Origin of the sequence: Snodgrassella sp. W6238H11 (assembly GCF_016100525.1) — a bacterium.
GTDB classification, from domain to species: domain Bacteria; phylum Pseudomonadota; class Gammaproteobacteria; order Burkholderiales; family Neisseriaceae; genus Snodgrassella; species Snodgrassella alvi.
This window is the reverse complement of sequence record NZ_JACFSH010000003.1, coordinates 45,052-62,278: the sequence shown is the minus strand read 5'-3', so window position 1 is coordinate 62,278 and position 17,227 is coordinate 45,052. Positions and strand designations below refer to the sequence as shown.

14 protein-coding genes are annotated in these 17,227 nt (G+C 43.8%); 3 read left to right on the top strand and 11 right to left on the bottom strand.

Going from position 1 to position 17,227, the window contains the following annotated elements; genetic code table 11:
• Positions 1-60: 60 nt before the first annotated feature.
• Positions 61-228: a hypothetical protein gene (locus H3V00_RS06665; RefSeq protein WP_157785011.1), complete on the bottom strand. Its 168-nt coding sequence runs from the start codon at positions 226-228 to the stop codon at positions 61-63.
• A gap of 277 nt (positions 229-505) precedes the next feature.
• Between H3V00_RS06665 and H3V00_RS06660 the strand changes: the two genes are divergently transcribed.
• A complete protein-coding gene (locus H3V00_RS06660; RefSeq protein ID WP_084587422.1) occupies positions 506-1,291 on the top strand; it encodes a thiazole synthase in 786 nt (261 codons plus the stop codon).
• Positions 1,292-1,531: 240 nt separating this feature from the next.
• On the opposite strand, the gene H3V00_RS06655 is transcribed toward H3V00_RS06660, so the two are convergent.
• Positions 1,532-2,932: an amino acid permease gene (locus tag H3V00_RS06655; RefSeq protein ID WP_198207240.1), complete on the bottom strand. Its 1,401-nt coding sequence runs from the start codon at positions 2,930-2,932 to the stop codon at positions 1,532-1,534.
• 342 nt (positions 2,933-3,274) lie between these two features.
• Between H3V00_RS06655 and H3V00_RS06650 the strand changes: the two genes are divergently transcribed.
• Positions 3,275-4,567 carry an MFS transporter gene (locus tag H3V00_RS06650; RefSeq protein WP_198207238.1) on the top strand — a complete coding sequence of 431 codons (1,293 nt, stop codon included), beginning with the start codon at positions 3,275-3,277 and terminating at the stop codon, positions 4,565-4,567.
• A gap of 159 nt (positions 4,568-4,726) precedes the next feature.
• The gene (pepN, locus tag H3V00_RS06645; protein WP_198207484.1) at positions 4,727-7,372 is read left to right on the top strand and encodes an aminopeptidase N; all 2,646 of its coding nucleotides are present in this window, start codon (positions 4,727-4,729) and stop codon (positions 7,370-7,372) included.
• Positions 7,373-7,493: 121 nt separating this feature from the next.
• Here the strand turns inward: pepN and efeB are convergent, their stop codons facing one another.
• The 9 genes from efeB to H3V00_RS06600 form a co-directional block, all read right to left on the bottom strand.
• Positions 7,494-8,783, bottom strand: coding sequence for an iron uptake transporter deferrochelatase/peroxidase subunit (efeB, locus tag H3V00_RS06640; RefSeq protein WP_198207236.1), 1,290 nt, complete (start codon positions 8,781-8,783; stop codon positions 7,494-7,496).
• A 10-nt stretch (positions 8,784-8,793) separates the two neighbouring features.
• Complete coding sequence (locus tag H3V00_RS06635; protein ID WP_198207234.1) at positions 8,794-9,687, bottom strand: EfeM/EfeO family lipoprotein; 894 nt, start codon at positions 9,685-9,687, stop codon at positions 8,794-8,796.
• Positions 9,674-10,492, bottom strand: a complete 819-nt coding sequence (locus H3V00_RS06630) for an FTR1 family protein (protein WP_198207232.1) — start codon at positions 10,490-10,492, stop codon at positions 9,674-9,676. The genes H3V00_RS06635 and H3V00_RS06630 overlap by 14 nt, the downstream gene beginning before the upstream one ends.
• A gap of 377 nt (positions 10,493-10,869) precedes the next feature.
• Entirely contained in the window at positions 10,870-11,700 is an 831-nt protein-coding gene (locus H3V00_RS06625) for an FTR1 family protein (RefSeq protein ID WP_084551402.1), read from the bottom strand.
• Between the two features lie 14 nt (positions 11,701-11,714).
• Positions 11,715-12,050 (bottom strand): cupredoxin domain-containing protein, encoded by a 336-nt coding sequence (locus H3V00_RS06620; RefSeq protein ID WP_025331587.1) that lies wholly within the window; start codon positions 12,048-12,050, stop codon positions 11,715-11,717.
• Between the two features lie 107 nt (positions 12,051-12,157).
• Positions 12,158-12,703, bottom strand: a complete 546-nt coding sequence (locus H3V00_RS06615; protein ID WP_025331586.1) for an iron transporter — start codon at positions 12,701-12,703, stop codon at positions 12,158-12,160.
• A 587-nt stretch (positions 12,704-13,290) separates the two neighbouring features.
• Positions 13,291-13,647 (bottom strand): hypothetical protein, encoded by a 357-nt coding sequence (locus H3V00_RS06610; protein WP_025331585.1) that lies wholly within the window; start codon positions 13,645-13,647, stop codon positions 13,291-13,293.
• A gap of 176 nt (positions 13,648-13,823) precedes the next feature.
• Complete coding sequence (locus H3V00_RS06605) at positions 13,824-13,970, bottom strand: hypothetical protein (protein ID WP_198207230.1); 147 nt, start codon at positions 13,968-13,970, stop codon at positions 13,824-13,826.
• Between the two features lie 653 nt (positions 13,971-14,623).
• Positions 14,624-17,227 (bottom strand): YadA family autotransporter adhesin (locus H3V00_RS06600; RefSeq protein WP_198231796.1); only part of this gene is annotated, 2,604 nt, incomplete at its 5' end.

Sequence of the window (17,227 nt, the reverse complement as noted above, 5' to 3'; positions counted from 1 at the left end):
TATTTGTTAATTATAGTATAGACTAGGAAAATTATTGTCAATAATTTCAGAATTGTATTGTTATGGTAAATTGATATGAATGGCTGTGTTTGCTGTTTTCCGGATGGTTGTAGTAATTAAGAATTTATTTGTTTTCTTAGATATTTCTGAAATTTTTTGCTTGATGGCTAGGATAAATTGAATTGTCGTAACCATGCCGGCAGAAAGAGAAGCTGCAAACGTTTTCATTTATTAGGACTGATATTTACCATGACATTTATTACACAGGGTTTTTGTTTCCTATCATGATAAAAGCTATGTGTGCGGTGCTTTGATATTTAAAATAAAAATATTAATTATGATAATTAGATGTATATGCACTGGGTAATAATAACAAATGTCGTTTTAAGTGAAAATAAGTGAAAAGTTATTGTTTTTGTTATAAAGTATAAATACTTTGTGCAGTTTGCCTTTATAGCTTGTAGTTAGAAGATTTTTATTTTTTATGTTAACGGGGGAAGTGAATATGGCTTTACAACTTTATGATGAAGAGTTTAATAGTCGTTTGTTGTTAGGCACTGCTGCTTATCCCACACTCGAAGTACTGCGTACGGCAGTAAGGAAAGCGCAGCCGGCTATGATTACGGTTGCTTTACGCCGGCAGAGCGCAACTTCGGCAGAGCATGGGCAGGGTTTATGGGGATTGTTGCAGGAGCTGGCTGTACCGATTCTTCCTAATACTGCCGGTTGTCTGAGTGTAGATGAGGCGGTAACAACTGCGCAGATGGCTCGCGAGGTATTTGAGACAGACTGGATTAAGCTTGAACTGATTGGTGATGATGATACCTTGCAGCCGGATGTATTTCAGCTGGTGCGTGCAGCCGAAATCCTGATCAAAGAGGGTTTCAAGGTACTTCCATATTGTACTGAAGATTTGATTGCCTGCCGTCGCTTGCTGGATGCCGGTTGTCAGGCACTGATGCCATGGGCTGCACCGATTGGTACCGGTCTGGGACCAGTGCATGAATATGCCTTGCATGTCCTGCGTGAACGCTTACCGGATATTCCTCTGCTTGTTGATGCGGGGCTAGGCTTACCTTCGCATGCGGCAAAAGTAATGGAGTGGGGTTTTGACGGGGTATTGCTGAATACCGCGGTTTCACGTAGTGGCTTGCCGGTGATGATGGCAGAAGCGTTTGCACTGGCTATTAATGCAGGAAGAATGGCTTATGAAGCGGAGCCGGTAGTACCGCGAGACAATGCACAGGCTTCTACACCTCAGGTCGGACAGCCTTTCTGGCACTATGCTTAACTATGTTTTCATTTGTTACTGAATACTGAGCATGTGTGAAATGGCTTAGTGGTTATTGCTTAACAGTTGCCGAATAAGGAGAATTCTCCCAATAACATTTCGAATTGAAGAGCAGCAAGCGGATTAAGATTAGTATTCAATAAAAGACCTAAAGCGTATATACGCTTTAGGTCTTTTATTGATTATTCTGTCCTGTTTAATTGATGCATATAGTAATTAATCAGGACAGATTTTTGGATACTAATGATTCGGATGGTCTGTATCGGTATAGGTAATGCGTTTTTTCAGTTGCTGACGATATAAAGGCAGGAACATGGTCAGCAGAATAAACCACACTGGTGTGGCGACCAGACCGGTAAGCGTATCTTTATCCTGACTGAACAGATATAGGACAAAAACGAAAAATATCAGAGTGGCATAACACATGGGTATACCCAGAGGCATTTTGTAAACTGAGCGCGCATGCGCTTCAGGATAAAGCCGGCGATAGCGCAGATAGGCAATCAGAATGACTGCCCATACAAAAATAAAGCAAATACTGGATACGGTGGTGACAATCGTGAATACTTTCATCACGTCGCCTTCCGCATAAAGCAGACCAACACCAATCAGCAGCAGAGCACAGGAATATAACAGACCGTTTTGCGGTACCCCGCTGGCGGACAGTTGTGCAAAAGCTTTCGGGCCAACGCCGTTTTTCGACAGGCCGTACAGCATACGGCCGGTAGAATACATACCGCTGTTGGCGGAAGACAGTGCAGAGGTGAGTACAACAAAATTAATAATAGTGGCCGCAGCACTGATGCCAATCAGGGTAAACATATTGACAAACGGGCTGCGGTCGGGGGCGACCATATTCCACGGGGTAACCGTCATAATAATGGTTAGTGCCAGTACGTAGAAAATAATGACACGTACCGGTATTTTATTAATGGCAGCCGGCAGGGTGGTATTTGGATCATCTGTTTCGGCTGAAGCAGTACCAACCAGCTCAATGCCGACAAAAGCAAAGATAGCAATCTGAAATGCGGCAAAAAAACCTGACCAGCCATGAGGCATCCAACCGCCGTAAGACCATAAGTTGCTGATTTTAGCCTGAATGCCGCTGGGGCTGGTAAAGCCGGTTAGTAATAAATAGCCGCCACAGCCGATAAGCGCGAGAATCGCCAGAATTTTAATCAGGGCAAACCAGAATTCCAGTTCGCCGAAGAGTTTGACAGATAACAGATTCAGCGCCAGCAGGATGGCAATACAGATAATGCCAGGCAGCCATAATGGCACTTCCGGCCACCAGAACTGAGTATAGCCGGTAATCGCTACGATATCTGCCATACCAATCACTACCCAGCAAAACCAGTATGACCAGCCTACATAATAACCTACAGTCGGATTCAGGATATCGGTAGTGAAATCGACAAAAGATTTGTAATGCAGATTGTGCAGCAGTAGTTCGCCCATGGCACGCATCACAAAAAACAGAAATGCGCCGATGATGACATAGGTAAACAACACAGATGGTCCGGCCAGGCTGATCGTACGGCCTGAACCCATAAACAGACCGGTGCCGATTGCGCCACCAATAGCAATCAATTGTAAATGTCGGTTTTTCAGTGTGCGTTTTAACTCAGGTGGTCGGCTCATGGTGTATCCTTTACAGACTGGAAAACAAAACAAAAATAGAAAACATGGTTTTATTTTTAGAAGTGTATACGTTGATATAAAGTTAATTATGATAAATATATATGCTGCTAACCACAGACTGGTTCATCACTATGTTTATATACATTTATTGATATAAGCATTTTTACCGGTACATACCGGTTCGAATTTGTAATACTTTATCACAGTTTATTGTTGTTGCCGGCAATATCTGAATATAGTTGTTGAGAATGAGAGGCTGTTGTATTAAGGTGATGGTGTTACCGGTTTTAGACCGGTATAAAAAGACATAATAACAGATAAATAAGGAAGGAGAGCTTGTCCATGCGCGCAATCCAGACCGGATTAGTGGTGGGCTATGGTTTTATTGTGATGTTTATCAGCACAGCCATAAAAGGGGTTTATCAGGTTTATTTTACCAGTCTGGTAGATCATTATGCTGTGAGTATTGAAACAATGGCTCTGGTTGGTGGTTTTTTTGGCCTTGCGCAAGGTATTTACTCAGCATTAGTCGGTAAGCTATGTGACCGTTGTGGTGCTGGTCATGTTCTGTTATCGGGAATGCTGGCTGCTGCCTGTGCCTTTTTACTATTTTCCTCTAGTAACAGTTTCATGACTTTTGTGCTGGGGTTTCTGCTGCTGGCTGCATATGCGGTTGCTGCACTGACTTTTGTACCGGTCAGTATTCTGATTGACAGATATGTAATACCTGAGCGGCGCCAGTTTGCGTATGTGCTGGCCACTAACGGCATCGCTGCCGGTCTGATGATATTGTCTCCTCTGTGGATTTATCTGGACGGGTTTATTTCATGGCCGATGCTTTGTGCTATTTTGGCCGGTGTATTTGCCTGTTTGGCTATTGTTCCGGCATTGCTGAACTGGATGGAAGGTATCTGGGTGCCTGAAAAAGTAGCAGTGCAGTCAGCAAATATATCATCTAAGCCTAAGCCTAAGCCTAAGCCGGTCAGCCCGAATATTACCACACCTTTACCTCGTTACTGGTATCTGGACCGTCGGTTTGTGCTGTCTGCCTTAGCTTTTTCCGGCTGCGGTACGTCAATGATTTTTATTGATGTACATTATGTTCCGACAATACAGGAAATATTAAGCCAGAATGAAACCGCCAATCTGTTTACCGGTACTTCACTGAGTTTGCTGGGGCTGGCGGAAGCCGTGGGCAGTGTACTGATTGGTTATCTGGTGGCTAAAAAAGTATCTCTGCCTTTATTGCTGTGTCTGCTGTATATCGTGCGTTGTATAACGCTCATGGCACTGGCTCTGTGGTCGGAACCAATGATGGTACCGCTGTTCGGGATTTTTTTCGGAATAACTTATATGGGAACCGTCATTATTATATCCCGTCTGGCCGGTTCTATTTTCGGTTATCGGTATAAAGGCTTTATTTTTGGTGCATTTTTTCTGATTCATCAGATTAGCGGTTTATTAACCGCCTGGCTTGGTGGTTTGCTGCGGGTATATTGCGGTAGTTATTTTCCGGTTATCTGTTTTGTTGCTATATGGATGGCATTATCAGCAGCTGCCTCTTTATTGTTATCTATGCTGAAAAAAAATGATAGTTCTGATAACGGTGGTCGTTATCAGGTTAAATATGAATAATAATTGCCAATTCTGCTATTAATAGCCGGCAGGAATTGAGAACGGCGAACATGGCCGTATTTAAAGATAATTATGTTGCCGGACAGGGCATGATGAGGTTGATTGTATTGATGGCAGTCGTACAATAACCAAAACAGATTTGAATAAAGAGTGTTAATGATGAGTGAAGAAAAAGTGGTTCATTATCTTAAAGATTATCAGGCACCGGATTTTGCGGTGGTAGATATTAATCTGACTTTTACTCTGGACGAAGCTTATACCACAGTAATCAATCGTATGACTGTTGTACCAAAGCAGACGCAAAAACCTTGTGTGCTTGATGGCAGTGCGGAACTATTGCAGATTGTTTTAAATGGTAAATCCTTATATCCGCATGAGTATGCTGTGGAAGATGAAAAGCTGATTATTCATACTGTACCGGACAGACAGTTTGTACTGGAAATCACGACCAGACTGTATCCGGCACAAAATAAAACGCTGATGGGTTTATATGAATCCGGTGATAATCTGTATACCCAGAATGAGCCGGAGGGCTTCCGTAAAATTACTTATTACTTTGACCGTCCGGATGTCATGAGCCAGTTTACCACCACTATTATTGGTGACAAAGAACAGTATCCGGTTATGCTGTCTAACGGTAATCTGATTGATAGTGGTGAGCTGGATAATGGCCGTCACTGGGTATGCTGGCGTGACCCGTTTGCCAAGCCAAGCTATCTGTTTGCTCTGGTGGCAGGCAAGCTGGCGGTGCTCGAAGGCAGTTTTACTACCTGTAGCGGTAAAGAAGTGGCGCTGAAATTTTATACCCGTCCGGAAGACCGTGCTAAGGCAGGTTTTGCTCTGGAGTCGCTGAAGCATGCCATGCAGTGGGATGAAGAGCGCTTTAATCTGGAATATGATTTAAATATTTTTATGGTGGTGGCTGTTGGTGATTTTAATATGGGCGCCATGGAAAATAAGGGCCTGAATATTTTCAACACCAAATATGTGCTTGCCAGCAGTGATACAGCTACAGATGCTGATTTTGAGGCGATAGAGGGTGTAATCGGGCATGAGTATTTCCACAACTGGACAGGTAACCGGGTCACTTGCCGGGACTGGTTTCAGTTGTCGCTGAAAGAGGGGCTGACCGTTTTTCGTGATCAGGAATTTTCAGCCGACCGGGCCAGCAGGGCTGTACGCCGTATTCATAATGTCAGGGTATTGCGCAGTATGCAGTTTGCGGAAGATGCCGGTCCGATGGCACATCCGGTACGACCGGCTTCATACGAGGAAATGAATAATTTCTATACACTGACTGTGTATGAAAAAGGTGCCGAAGTGGTACGTATGTACCATACTCTTCTCGGTGAAGCCGGTTTTCAGAAAGGAATGCAGCTTTATTTCCAGCGGCATGACGGACAGGCTGTTACCTGTGACGATTTTCGTGCGGCTATGGCCGATGCCAATGGTGTTAATCTGGAACAGTTTGCGTTGTGGTACAGTCAGGCCGGTACACCGCAGGTTAAAGCACGTGGTGAATATGATGCGGAAAAACGTACATTTAGTCTGCATTTGCAGCAATCTATTCCGCCCACACCGGATATGAATGAAAAACAGCCAATGGTGATTCCGGTAAAAGCCGGTTTAATCGGTAAAGATGGCTCACCAGTTTCGTTCCGGCTGGATAACAGTGATTCTGTGGTTGAAGAAACAGTACTGGTATTTAATCAGGCTGAGCAGACTTTTGTCTTTAATGATGTAACACAAGAAGTCATACCGTCATTATTGCGCGAATTCAGTGCTCCGGTGAGACTGGAGTATCCCTATAGTGATGCTGATTTAATGCTGTTACTGGCGCATGATAGTGATTCTTTTGCCCGCTGGGAAGCAGCACAAACTCTGTACCGGCGTGCCATTACGGTAAATCTGGCTGCGCTTGAAGCTGGTCAGCCTGTACCACATCATGCTGCGCTGGCTCAGGCCATTACGGCGGCACTGAATGCTGATATTGATCCGGCGTATAAGGCAGTATTGTTGCAGGTGCCGGCTGAAGCAGAATTGTGGGAAGATGCTCAGAGTATTAATCCCGAGCTGTATGTTCGTGCACGTCAGGCACTGTTGCAGGATCTGGCTTGCAGTATGGAGGATACACTGACACACTGGCGTCAGTGGGCTGATGAGCAGGAGCAGAACAGTAAACATGCTGCCCCGCAGGAATACCATCCTGATCTGGCCGGTATTCGCAGCCTGCGCAATACTTTACTGCAATGGGGCGTACAGGCCAGAGCAGAATTATTGCAAAGCATTGCTGCCGAGTATCCGCAGCGTGCTACCAATATGACGCATGAATTCGGAATGCTTCTGGCCATTAATCATTTGGCTGATACAAAGCGTAATGAGTTATTAGACCAGTTTGCTCAGCGCCATGCTCATGATGATTTGGTCATGGATAAGTATTTCACTCTGATAGGCAGCAGCCAGCGTACGGATACTCTGCAACAGGTGCAGGCAGCATTACAGAACCACGCTTTCAGCTTAGAAAATCCGAATAAGGTACGTTCTTTACTGGGTAGCTTTAGCCGTAATATTCAGCACTTTCATGCAGCCGATGGCAGTGGTTACCGTTTTATTGCTGAGCATATATTGCACATTGACGGGTTTAATCCGCAGGTGGCTTCTCGTCTGGTACAGGCATTTAATCTGTACGACAGGCTGGAACCGCAACGCAAAGCCTTGATGGCTGAGCAGTTACAGCGGATTCAAAAACATGACGGGCTGTCCAAAGATAGTCGTGAAATTGTAGATAAAATATTATGTGGCTGAGGAATTGCTGATTTATTTAGTGATAATTCAGATAAATGAAAGCACTACAGTTAATGCTGTAGTGCTCTTTTATTTCAGTATTTTATTTTTTAGGCTTTATAAGCATCTGTTTTGGTACAGTTTATCCTTCAAGCAACAGTCTGCCCAGATAGTCATTTTCTTTGGCCATTCCCGGTAAAACAAAGAAAAATCCGCCGCCGAATGGTTTGATATAACGTTCCATCGGTTCGCCATTCAGGCGATTCTGGGTATCAATAAAACCTTTTTTCAGGTCGTTCTGATAGGCAACAAAAATCAGACCCATATCAAGTTGACCATTGGGTAATACACCCAGCGAGTAACTGAAACTGCGCCGGCGCAGTTTGGCTACGTGCCGTTCAGGAATACGTGGTTCTGCACGGCGCATGTGTGAATCAAACAGAATGCGGTCGCCATGAGGGTCACTGTTCATTTTCGGGTCATCCATTTCATGCTGCATACCAATGGGTGCTCCGCTGGTTTTGTAACGGCCAAAATCATTTTCCTGATCTTCGAGCGGGGTTCTGTCCCAGAATTCGAGATTGAAGCGAATCAGACGGATTGCCTGATAACTGCCGCCCAGACACCATGCCGGTTCCTGGTTATTCTTGGTTACCCATACCAGTTCATCCATCAGTTTGCTATCGCTAATGGAGCCATTACCGGTACCGTCTTTAAAACCAAACAGATTAATAGCGGTAGTGTGATTGTCGATATCTCTGGCCGGCAGAAATCCGTCCATTTTCCATACCGGCACCATATACTGATTACAATGACTAATCAGATCGCGCAGGGCATAAATGACACTTTCGCGGCTGTTGGCGCAGAACTGGATTGATAAATCTCCGCCGCACCATGCTTTTTCCAGCCGGTCGTTGGGAAAGCGGGGCATAGGAATCAGTTTTTTGGGTTTGAGCAGAGACAGACCAAAACGCTGGTCAAACAGGCTGGCACCCACGGCCAGGGTAATTGTCAGTGAGTCGGGAGACAGATTATGACCAAGCAGCCCGGATTCTGCCGGAGGAAGCTGGTCATTTTTTCCTGCTGTGAGTGTTTGTGGTCTGGTGAGATAGGCAATACGTTGTGAAATCCGCTGGAATAACTGTTGCAGCTCTTTTTTGTTTTTTACAGTAATGTTGAAGACAACAAAGATAGCTTCTTTGGTGTCGGGGGTGATTACGCCGGCCTGATGGCTACCCCAGTAATCAACGGCCTGATTGTAATCATGAGTACAGTTGCCGGCCGCATTGGCTGCTTTGACGGCGCCAAGACTGGCGAAACCCAGCCCTCCGGCCAGCAGCATTTTCATGCTATTGCGTCGCGTAGTGCTGGCCGGATTGTCTTCAGGCGAAGCAGTTGAGACAGGCTGATGTCTGAAAGTGTTTTTAGACATAACTTGAACCTTAATGAGGATATTTATAATAAACACGTATATTTAGTTGCGCCCTAAGCTGGGCCAGCCGTGCTGTCTGCGTACTTAGTAAGGAGTACAGGATATCGTGATCTGTCTGGCTGAGCCGGCTGAAACTTTGGAATTGGTTCTGGGGCAGTTGATAATGCTGCAGAATGGCAAAAATCTGCTGGTAACCATGATTCAGTGTTTTACGCTGCTCTGCCGGAATAAAGCTCTGCAGATGCTGGATGATTTGTGCTGAACCGGTTACATTGGCATGGATATCGGCCAGATCACTGTGGCTATACTGATTTTCTTTGCCGGCAAGTTTGGTTTGCAGAATCATTTCCAGAAAGTCGGATGCTGACTGAACTATTTTGGCAATATCCAGATCATCGGCAGCTACACGTTTTTGTAAATCAATAATTTCATATTGCAGATTGCTGTTTTCTGCCTGTGCTTGCTGTAGGTCTTTGAGTTTAAATAAATCATATTCTAAACGGTGAAAACCGCTGAAATTCGGATCATCGGTACCTTGCAGATAATAATCAGCGCGCGAATTAATATTCTGGTCGGCATTACCAAACAGTTTAACGATAACCCGTATTTGTTCGTAACTCTGATGGGCACGGATATAATTTTGTTGCGCCTGTTGCAGCTGTCCGTTTTTGCAGGCATTCTCAATCGCATTAAGATATTGCTGAGTGGTTTTTAGTTGCAGTACAACTTCCTGCTGATAATTACGAATTGCTGACTGGTATTTTTCCGGAGTGGGAATATCCCCTTTTGCGACTACAGCATTAGAATCATTGATAATTGGTGCCCTTAAACCATGTGCTACAGCAATGGCAGGCACCAGTAAAGAGCAAATAATAAATAGTGTACAGAACTTATTCTGTGTCATTTAAAATTTTCCTTAAGAAGAGCTGTATGGCGATTAATAGCAGAATACTAATAAATGAAATGATGCTAAACCATACAGGCGGCGAATTATAGGCAGAAATTAAGTCAGGAAAGCTGTCGGACAGAAAGCTATTGTCAATAAAATGTGAGATTTTCACTGCCGGCCACATCATAATATCAGGAAGGGGTTCATTGTGTGCCGACAGATATACACCTGCTTTGACATATGGGGGGAAATTCAGAACTAACATTATAATACTGGTTATGATAAGGTATTTTTTCAACTGCATGCGGCGGCTGATTACAACAAATGGATAAAATGTCAGGGCAGATACTGCAATGCCGAGAATGACCGCAAGGCATAAATTAGTATAATCAGGATTATTCAGCTGTCTGATCTGACCGGACAACCATAAGATAACTTCATTGCCTGCACAGGCAATGGTAAGTGCTGCTATGAACATGGCTGCTGTCCATGAACGTGCCATCTGCTGAGCTTTTATCTGTTCCTGTGCTGATCCCATGCTCAGGATATAGTCAAACATCAAAAACACTACTAAAAATGTCAGTAAAGTAATCAATAGCAATATGCTCATCATAAGCATTTTTTGATTTTTATCGGGAATATATCTGAACACACCACCGATAATTGCTGCCAGGAACAGTACACCAAGTATCAAGCCGCTAAACAGATGGCGCATTCCGCTTTTGCTGTCCGGATTATGCTTAATCCATGAGTAAATAATGCCGACAACAATCAGTGTTACAAAGCATTCACGCCAGACAATAAAAAAGGTTTGTTCCATTCTATATCTCGTTTTATTTTAAAATTAATTGATTAAAGACCTGTTCCGATTGAAATTTATACAGGGTTTTTCAGTGCAATGGTAGCAACTGATGAAGCATTGCACCGATTACTTTTTATTGTGACAGAAGGGGGACAAACGTGATATATCTTTTGTTCGTATTCACCATATTGCAGCAAGTAATAGATATGGTTGGTAAGGGTGTTAAGTGCTGGGGCATGATTTTCAGCCTGAGCTAGTTATCAGTAATGCTAGAGAAGGATAAGGCTGTATAAAAACACTCAAATCATGATTGAATGGTGCCGGTAAATCATATGCTGAAGAAATAACCGGCACATGCCCAAAGTAAGTAAATCAGATATGTAGCAGGTTTTGCCTTATTTGGATTTTTTCCTTAAAAACAATATAGCCATTAATAACCAGAATACACCAAAAGTAATGACGCTAATCCACATTGGCTGGGAGCGGTAGGCAAACAGTGAGGAAGCAAAACTGCCAATCAGACCGCTATCGTCAATAAAATGTGATGTATCCCATGCCGGGCTAATGAGGAAATCAGGAATTGATACATCATGCTCCAGCAGCATATTGGTACCGTCTTCAACAGCTCTCAGCAATAATGAAATGGCCAGAAATAACAGGACAATACCGGTTATGGTAAAAAACTTTTTCCATTGGATGAAGCGGCTGGTTAGAATAAAAGCATAAAATGTCAGGGCAGATACTGCTATGCCGATAAGTACGGCGAGACAGAAACCGGAGTAATTCTGACTGTTCAGCTGCATAATCTGGCCGGACAGAAATACGACAATTTCACTGCCTTCACGGGCAATGGCAATGGCTATAATAAACAGAGCTCCCCACCATGAATTGCGGGCTACCTGTTGTGCCATTTCCTGTTCCAAGGATGATTTCATATTTCGGGCGTGTTTGTTCATCCAGTACACCATCTGCACAATCAGTATGCAGGCAACAGCAGACATGCCCATCATAAACATGGTTTGATGATCATCGGTAAGCGCTTTGAATACGCCGTTGATGATTAATGCCAGTATGACAGAAATCAGTACGCCAAGCCCGACACCGCCAAACAAATAACGCATACCATGACTACTGTCAGGATTACGTTTAATCCATGCATAAATAATGCCGACAACCAGTAATGCTTCGAAACATTCACGCCAGACGACAAAAATTGTTTGTCCCATTGTATTTCCTGCTTTTATTTTACTATTAACTGCCCTTTGGGCTTGTTCAGATGGAAGTCATCGAAAAAGATATAGGTACCGGGTTTTTTCGGGGCGATGACGACTACTGATGAAGCACCCGGGGCGAGTACTTTTTCTTTGACCAGCTGAGTACTTTCAAACTCGACGGGACCTTTGCCAATATTGGTAACCTTAATGCGAATAATTTTGTTGGCTGGTGCATTGAGGGTCAGGGGAATCAGATCACCATCTTTCATTTTCAGTTCCAGGGTGACTTTATCGTCAGCAATGGCTGAAAATGAAAACATAAGACTGCATAAACCCAATAAGATAAGAAGAAATTTTTTCATAACAGATATTCTTACAGTGAAAGGTGTTGTGGCAGTAATAATGTAATAAGGGATTATTCAGCCAGTTGAAGCTAGAATAATCCCTGATCACAGCCAGCTAAATGCGATTAATAGCTGCCTTTGCGGCCTACACCGGCATAATCAAAATCCCAGCTGACTTCAAATGGTTTGAACCATGGAGCTACGCCGGTTTCTTTGTCAATATGGCGAGCCATCTGGTTGGCTGTTGGTGGGGAGATACGGTAGGTAACACGATATTTGCCCAGACCATTCAGTTTGATGTTGTCACCATAGTGGGGACCATCATTGGCAACCATAGACATGAATTTACCTGAATGTTCGAATTTGCCTTTAGTCAGTTTGGTAATGGAGTATTCTATATTCAGATTGGGAATCCAGTCTCCTTCGGCAAAGCCGTTAGGATTACCTTCTGTTGCATGAATATCGGCTTCCATGTGCACGTCGGATTTGCTGGCCGGCAAATGCATATTACTGTGATCCATGCCATCAGTGTCCATAGTAATAGGCGGCAGATATACACCGGAAATTTCCATTCCGTTTTTAATAATAGGTTTGCCCATGGGGTATTCCTGAGCAAAGGCTGCCATTGATACAAGAGCGGCACTGGCGATAGCAATTTTTTGTAACAGCATTTTATAATTTCCCTATTTTATTCATATTGAGACAAATTGAATCAGATATGACTGCATATCAATTGATAAGGATTATCAATATACTCCTTTTACCAATGTTAGAAAATAATTAAATTATGTTTTTTACTGGTGTTTATTGTTATTTATTGTGGTGCAAATAACAGTAATTTTTTGAGGTTGTCCGTAAAAGTGTCTTATAAATAACAAATCTAAATTGACAATTGAATATATCCTTTATTAATAAATATATAGATTAAAAAAGCTGAAAACGCCGGCTGGAAATGGTTTCAGCTGTTATCAATCTTAATCTGGTCGTTACCAACCGGAAAACTGATGGAGGAATTTCTAAATTATTTGCTGTTATGGTGTAGGCAAACTATTGATATATAAGTTAAGTAATGTTAAATTAAGCTTGTGGTTGTGATAGCGCTGGTTATGGAAATGATCAGCCGGAACAGATTCCGGATAGTACTTTAATTGGTATGTGTTAGTTTGAAGTAGAAAACTGTTCGGGCTGGTTTGGTGGTATGAATAAACAGTTATCGAAAATAGTCGCCTATGGTGAAATTACTATAAGCAGAAAATGATTAGGTTCTGTGTACTGCCTGCCATATTTGTTGTGCTATGGGTTCTATCCCTTGCCAGAGCAGGGGTTCCCAGTTATGCTGTTTGCAGAATGAAAATACCAGGGTTTCGGCACTGATGATGCTGTTACAGGGCTTGAAAACCAGCAACCCGCTATCCTGCCAGTCTGAGTCGGCTTTGATGATATAGGGTGACAGGATATAGGCTGTATATTCGGTAATTTCCTCTGGTTCGTTATGCCATTGGCTGCCGAGTGATGTAGTTTGTTGTATATAATAAAGTGCAAAGGGGTATTGCAGTTGTAGGTTGTCGTGCAATGCTGTGGATAGCGCATTCTTGTCAGGCGCAAGAAGTTTCATTGTTTATTCTCCCTTTGTATTTTATGCTGAATGAGTAATTGTATGAAGTATGTAGTATATCTGTGTATCAGGACGACACCTGATTGTCAGTAGTTTTTGGACAAACAGGTTAGATTGTGGTTTCTGAAAGGGGAGATTTGCTTTGTAGATGTTCATATCATTGCCCTTCTCTTTAATCATGAGACCGCAAGTGTGCTGTTAAACACAGATGGCGGCAGACAAATGGCAGGGTTGACAGACGGACAAAGAGTACCGGTAGGCGTAAAGCCTCCCTGCCACTGTCCACCATGAAAAAAGCGGTGGCAATGGGTTTTTACAGACAAACGCTACTTTTTTGGTAAGTAGCAAAAAGTCTGCCTCTTTGTTCAGCCTGTCAAAGCTGGTTACGCTATTGAACGTAACGTCTTTATCTTGCCGCTAAAGCAGGGAACTGTCAATTATTGACTCATATATATGTATGAGTTATCTGATATGCATTTTCATTCCGGGTAAAATTGGTTTGTTTATCCGGATTATTAAGTCTGTTTTATGACTGAAAAGCCAGTTTTTACTTGTTTGGCATGTATTGCCGGCTATTATATATTTTGCATATTTTTATGATAAATGCGAGATTAAGCAGACGATTGTGTAATTAATTATTGTATACAGGACAGAATATCTTTAGCTGTAGCCATATTCGCTGAACAGGCTGTGATGACTATTGAATAATACAAACAGGTAATATACAGAAACTCGCAGCATATTTTTCGATTTAGTGTATTTGCATTATTTCTTATAAACGGTTAAGAGTTTTATTTTTTAAAGTGTTGTTTTATTGGTATTAGAAGTGGATTGATATAACTAAAAAAACTGATATTTCATCATTCAGTCTTCAGTATCAGGATAATATAATTTTTCAGTGCTTTTATTTGTTATTTTCAGCAAAAAAATCGGGCATACCAGTGTATGCCCGATTTTGAAGCTATTTATCTGATGATTACCACTTATAGCCTATACCTGCATTAAAGCCGGTTTCACGTCCGGTAGTGGAGACACCTGCACCCCATGAGAACTTACCGGTATTGTTTGTGGCTTTGTAGTTAATACCAACTGCAGCATAACCATGATATGAACCCATGCCTACACCTACTGTCTGTTCACCGGCATTTAACTGTGGCAGATAAGCACCAGACAGTGCCATGGCCAGAGCAGTGCCGGAATAGGCACGCCGTTCTACACGATGTACGCGGTCGTTAACATCATTGACGTAGCGGTTGATATTTTCCATGCGGGCATTAACGCCTTTCAGCTGTGCCACATTGACTGCATCAGTGTCGGCAGTACCGGCAGCGACTCCTGTAATCTGACGGTAAACACCATTGGCGGCGTCACCCACAGACACAGCGGCCTGAGTGCTGGTGGTTGCCTGAATGGCTCTTGCCTGTTGTGCTGTGGCACTAACCGGAATGTAGCCATTAATACCTGCTGCCGTATTGGCCACAGAGTTGGCACCCAGCGCAATTCCGCCATTCTGAGTAACGCTGGCATGATTACCAATAGCTACGCCGTTTTCTGCACTGGCTGCTGCTTGTGAACCAATAGCTACAGCAGCCTTACCACTGGCAGCTGCTGCACCGCCTACAGCAATAGCATCACTTCCGCTTGCTGAAGCCACAGCCTGAGTGGAATTAACTTTTGCATATTTGCTGCCGCCGTTATACAGATTGTTAATGGCATCGCCTACATTATTGGCTGTTACCGCAGTACCATCAGCATTGCTGGTTGTATAGCTTGGTGCAGTGAAACCACCTGTGCCGGCTCTGGTGAGCGGGTTGTAGCTGGCATTACCGCCCAGGCTGGCTGCTACTGCAGACAGCGCATCAGCTGTTGAAGCAGACAGTTTCTGGGTATCAGAAATAGCCTGATTGGCTTTTTCAGTTGCTTCATTGATCGCAGAAGCATTACCGCCGCCACTGTTTTGTGCCAGCTTGCTATCCACTGAGCTGGAAAGACTTTGTAAATCCTGTTTCCATTCATTTTTCATTTGCCACAGCTGGCTGCCATTCACTGCCTCTGTTGAATTCTGGCCTGTATCACCAGAAGCAACATTGGTAATTTTCTGGGCAGTGCCGGAGCCATGACTGGCATCGTAAGCTGACCCGTTCCATTGCAGGGCATTAAGCTGTAATGAGCTCAATGTTGTGGATATTCCTGCCGGTATGGTGCCGGAAGCAAGGTGAAGCTGATCCTGCAGACTGGACAGACTGGTTGAGGTGGAAGTGGACAGCGAATAGAGCTGACGACCATTTACTGCCTGATTAGACGTTGCGTCTACTCGTCCGTCTGCAACTCCACTAATGGTTCTTTCGTTGCTTGCGTCACGAGTCAGCTGATTTGAGAAGGCTGTTGTACCATCGTCAAAATGTACTGAGTTCTTCTGCAATTCGTCAATCAAACGTTTTGAGGTCTTAATATCATCCTGAGCAGTTTTAATATCATCCTGAGCAGCTTTGATATCTTTGTTCATCGTTTCTATCGTTGTCCTGCTCTCAGTAACTACCTGATCAACTGAGCTTGATACACTGCTAATGATGGAAGACGAAATACTGTATAACTGTCCGGCATTGACTGCATCAGTAGAACCGTCTGCCAGCTGACCGGCAGCCACGTTGGTAATCTTCTGGGCAGCGCCGGAACCATGGCTGGCGTCATAAGCATTACCATTCCATTGCAGTGCGTCGCGTTGCAGATTACTGATGTTATTCACCGCAGAACTCAGACTACTAGACAAAGTAGAGACATTACTGTTGGTAGTAGAAAGTCCGGTATTGTTACCGGCAGTCACAGTGGAGAGACTGCTGCTCAGTGAAGTGGACAGATTATACAGCTGGTCACCGTTAACGGCATCGGTAGAGCCACTGCTAAGTGTACCGTTGGCTACGTTAGTAATCTTCTGGGCAGCGCCGGAACCATGGCTGGCATCATAAGCATTACCATTCCATTGCAGCGCATCGCGTTGCAGATTACTGATGTTATTCACTGCCGAGCTCAGACTACTAGACAAAGTAGAGACATTACTGTTGGTAGTAGAGAGCCCGGTATTGTTACCGGCAGTCGCAGTGGAAAGACTACTGCTCAGTGAGGTGGACAGATTATACAGCTGGTCACCGTTAACGGCATCGGTAGAGCCACTGCTAAGTGTACCGTTGGCTACGTTAGTAATCTTCTGGGCAGCGCCGGAACCATGGCTGGCATCATAAGCATTACCATTCCATTGCAGCGCATCGCGTTGCAGATTACTGATGTTATTCACCGCAGAACTCAGACTACTAGACAAAGTAGAGACATTACTGTTGGTAGTGGAGAGTCCGGTATTGTTACCGGCAGTCACAGTGGAAAGATTGCTGCTCAGTGAGGTGGACAGATTATACAGCTGGTCACCGTTAACAGCATCGGTAGAGCCACTGCTAAGTGTACCGTTGGCCACGTTAGTAATCTTCTGGGCAGCGCCGGAGCCATGGCTGGCATCATAAGCATTACCATTCCATTGCAGCGCATCGCGTTGCAGATTACTGATGTTATTCACCGCAGAACTCAGACT

What these genes read in the sequence shown, in the direction of transcription:
- H3V00_RS06620 (WP_025331587.1), bottom strand. Translation starts at nt 12,050, where the DNA reads ATGAAAAAATTTCTTCTTATCTTATTGGGTTTATGCAGTCTTATGTTT.
- H3V00_RS06635 (WP_198207234.1), bottom strand. Translation starts at nt 9,687, where the DNA reads ATGACACAGAATAAGTTCTGTACACTATTTATTATTTGCTCTTTACTG.
- H3V00_RS06610 (WP_025331585.1), bottom strand. Translation starts at nt 13,647, where the DNA reads ATGAAACTTCTTGCGCCTGACAAGAATGCGCTATCCACAGCATTGCAC.
- H3V00_RS06665 (WP_157785011.1), bottom strand. Translation starts at nt 228, where the DNA reads ATGAAAACGTTTGCAGCTTCTCTTTCTGCCGGCATGGTTACGACAATT.
- H3V00_RS06660 (WP_084587422.1), top strand. Translation starts at nt 506, where the DNA reads ATGGCTTTACAACTTTATGATGAAGAGTTTAATAGTCGTTTGTTGTTA.
- H3V00_RS06630 (WP_198207232.1), bottom strand. Translation starts at nt 10,492, where the DNA reads ATGGAACAAACCTTTTTTATTGTCTGGCGTGAATGCTTTGTAACACTG.
- H3V00_RS06655 (WP_198207240.1), bottom strand. Translation starts at nt 2,932, where the DNA reads ATGAGCCGACCACCTGAGTTAAAACGCACACTGAAAAACCGACATTTA.
- H3V00_RS06650 (WP_198207238.1), top strand. Translation starts at nt 3,275, where the DNA reads ATGCGCGCAATCCAGACCGGATTAGTGGTGGGCTATGGTTTTATTGTG.
- efeB (WP_198207236.1), bottom strand. Translation starts at nt 8,783, where the DNA reads ATGTCTAAAAACACTTTCAGACATCAGCCTGTCTCAACTGCTTCGCCT.
- H3V00_RS06625 (WP_084551402.1), bottom strand. Translation starts at nt 11,700, where the DNA reads ATGGGACAAACAATTTTTGTCGTCTGGCGTGAATGTTTCGAAGCATTA.
- pepN (WP_198207484.1), top strand. Translation starts at nt 4,727, where the DNA reads ATGAGTGAAGAAAAAGTGGTTCATTATCTTAAAGATTATCAGGCACCG.
- H3V00_RS06615 (WP_025331586.1), bottom strand. Translation starts at nt 12,703, where the DNA reads ATGCTGTTACAAAAAATTGCTATCGCCAGTGCCGCTCTTGTATCAATG.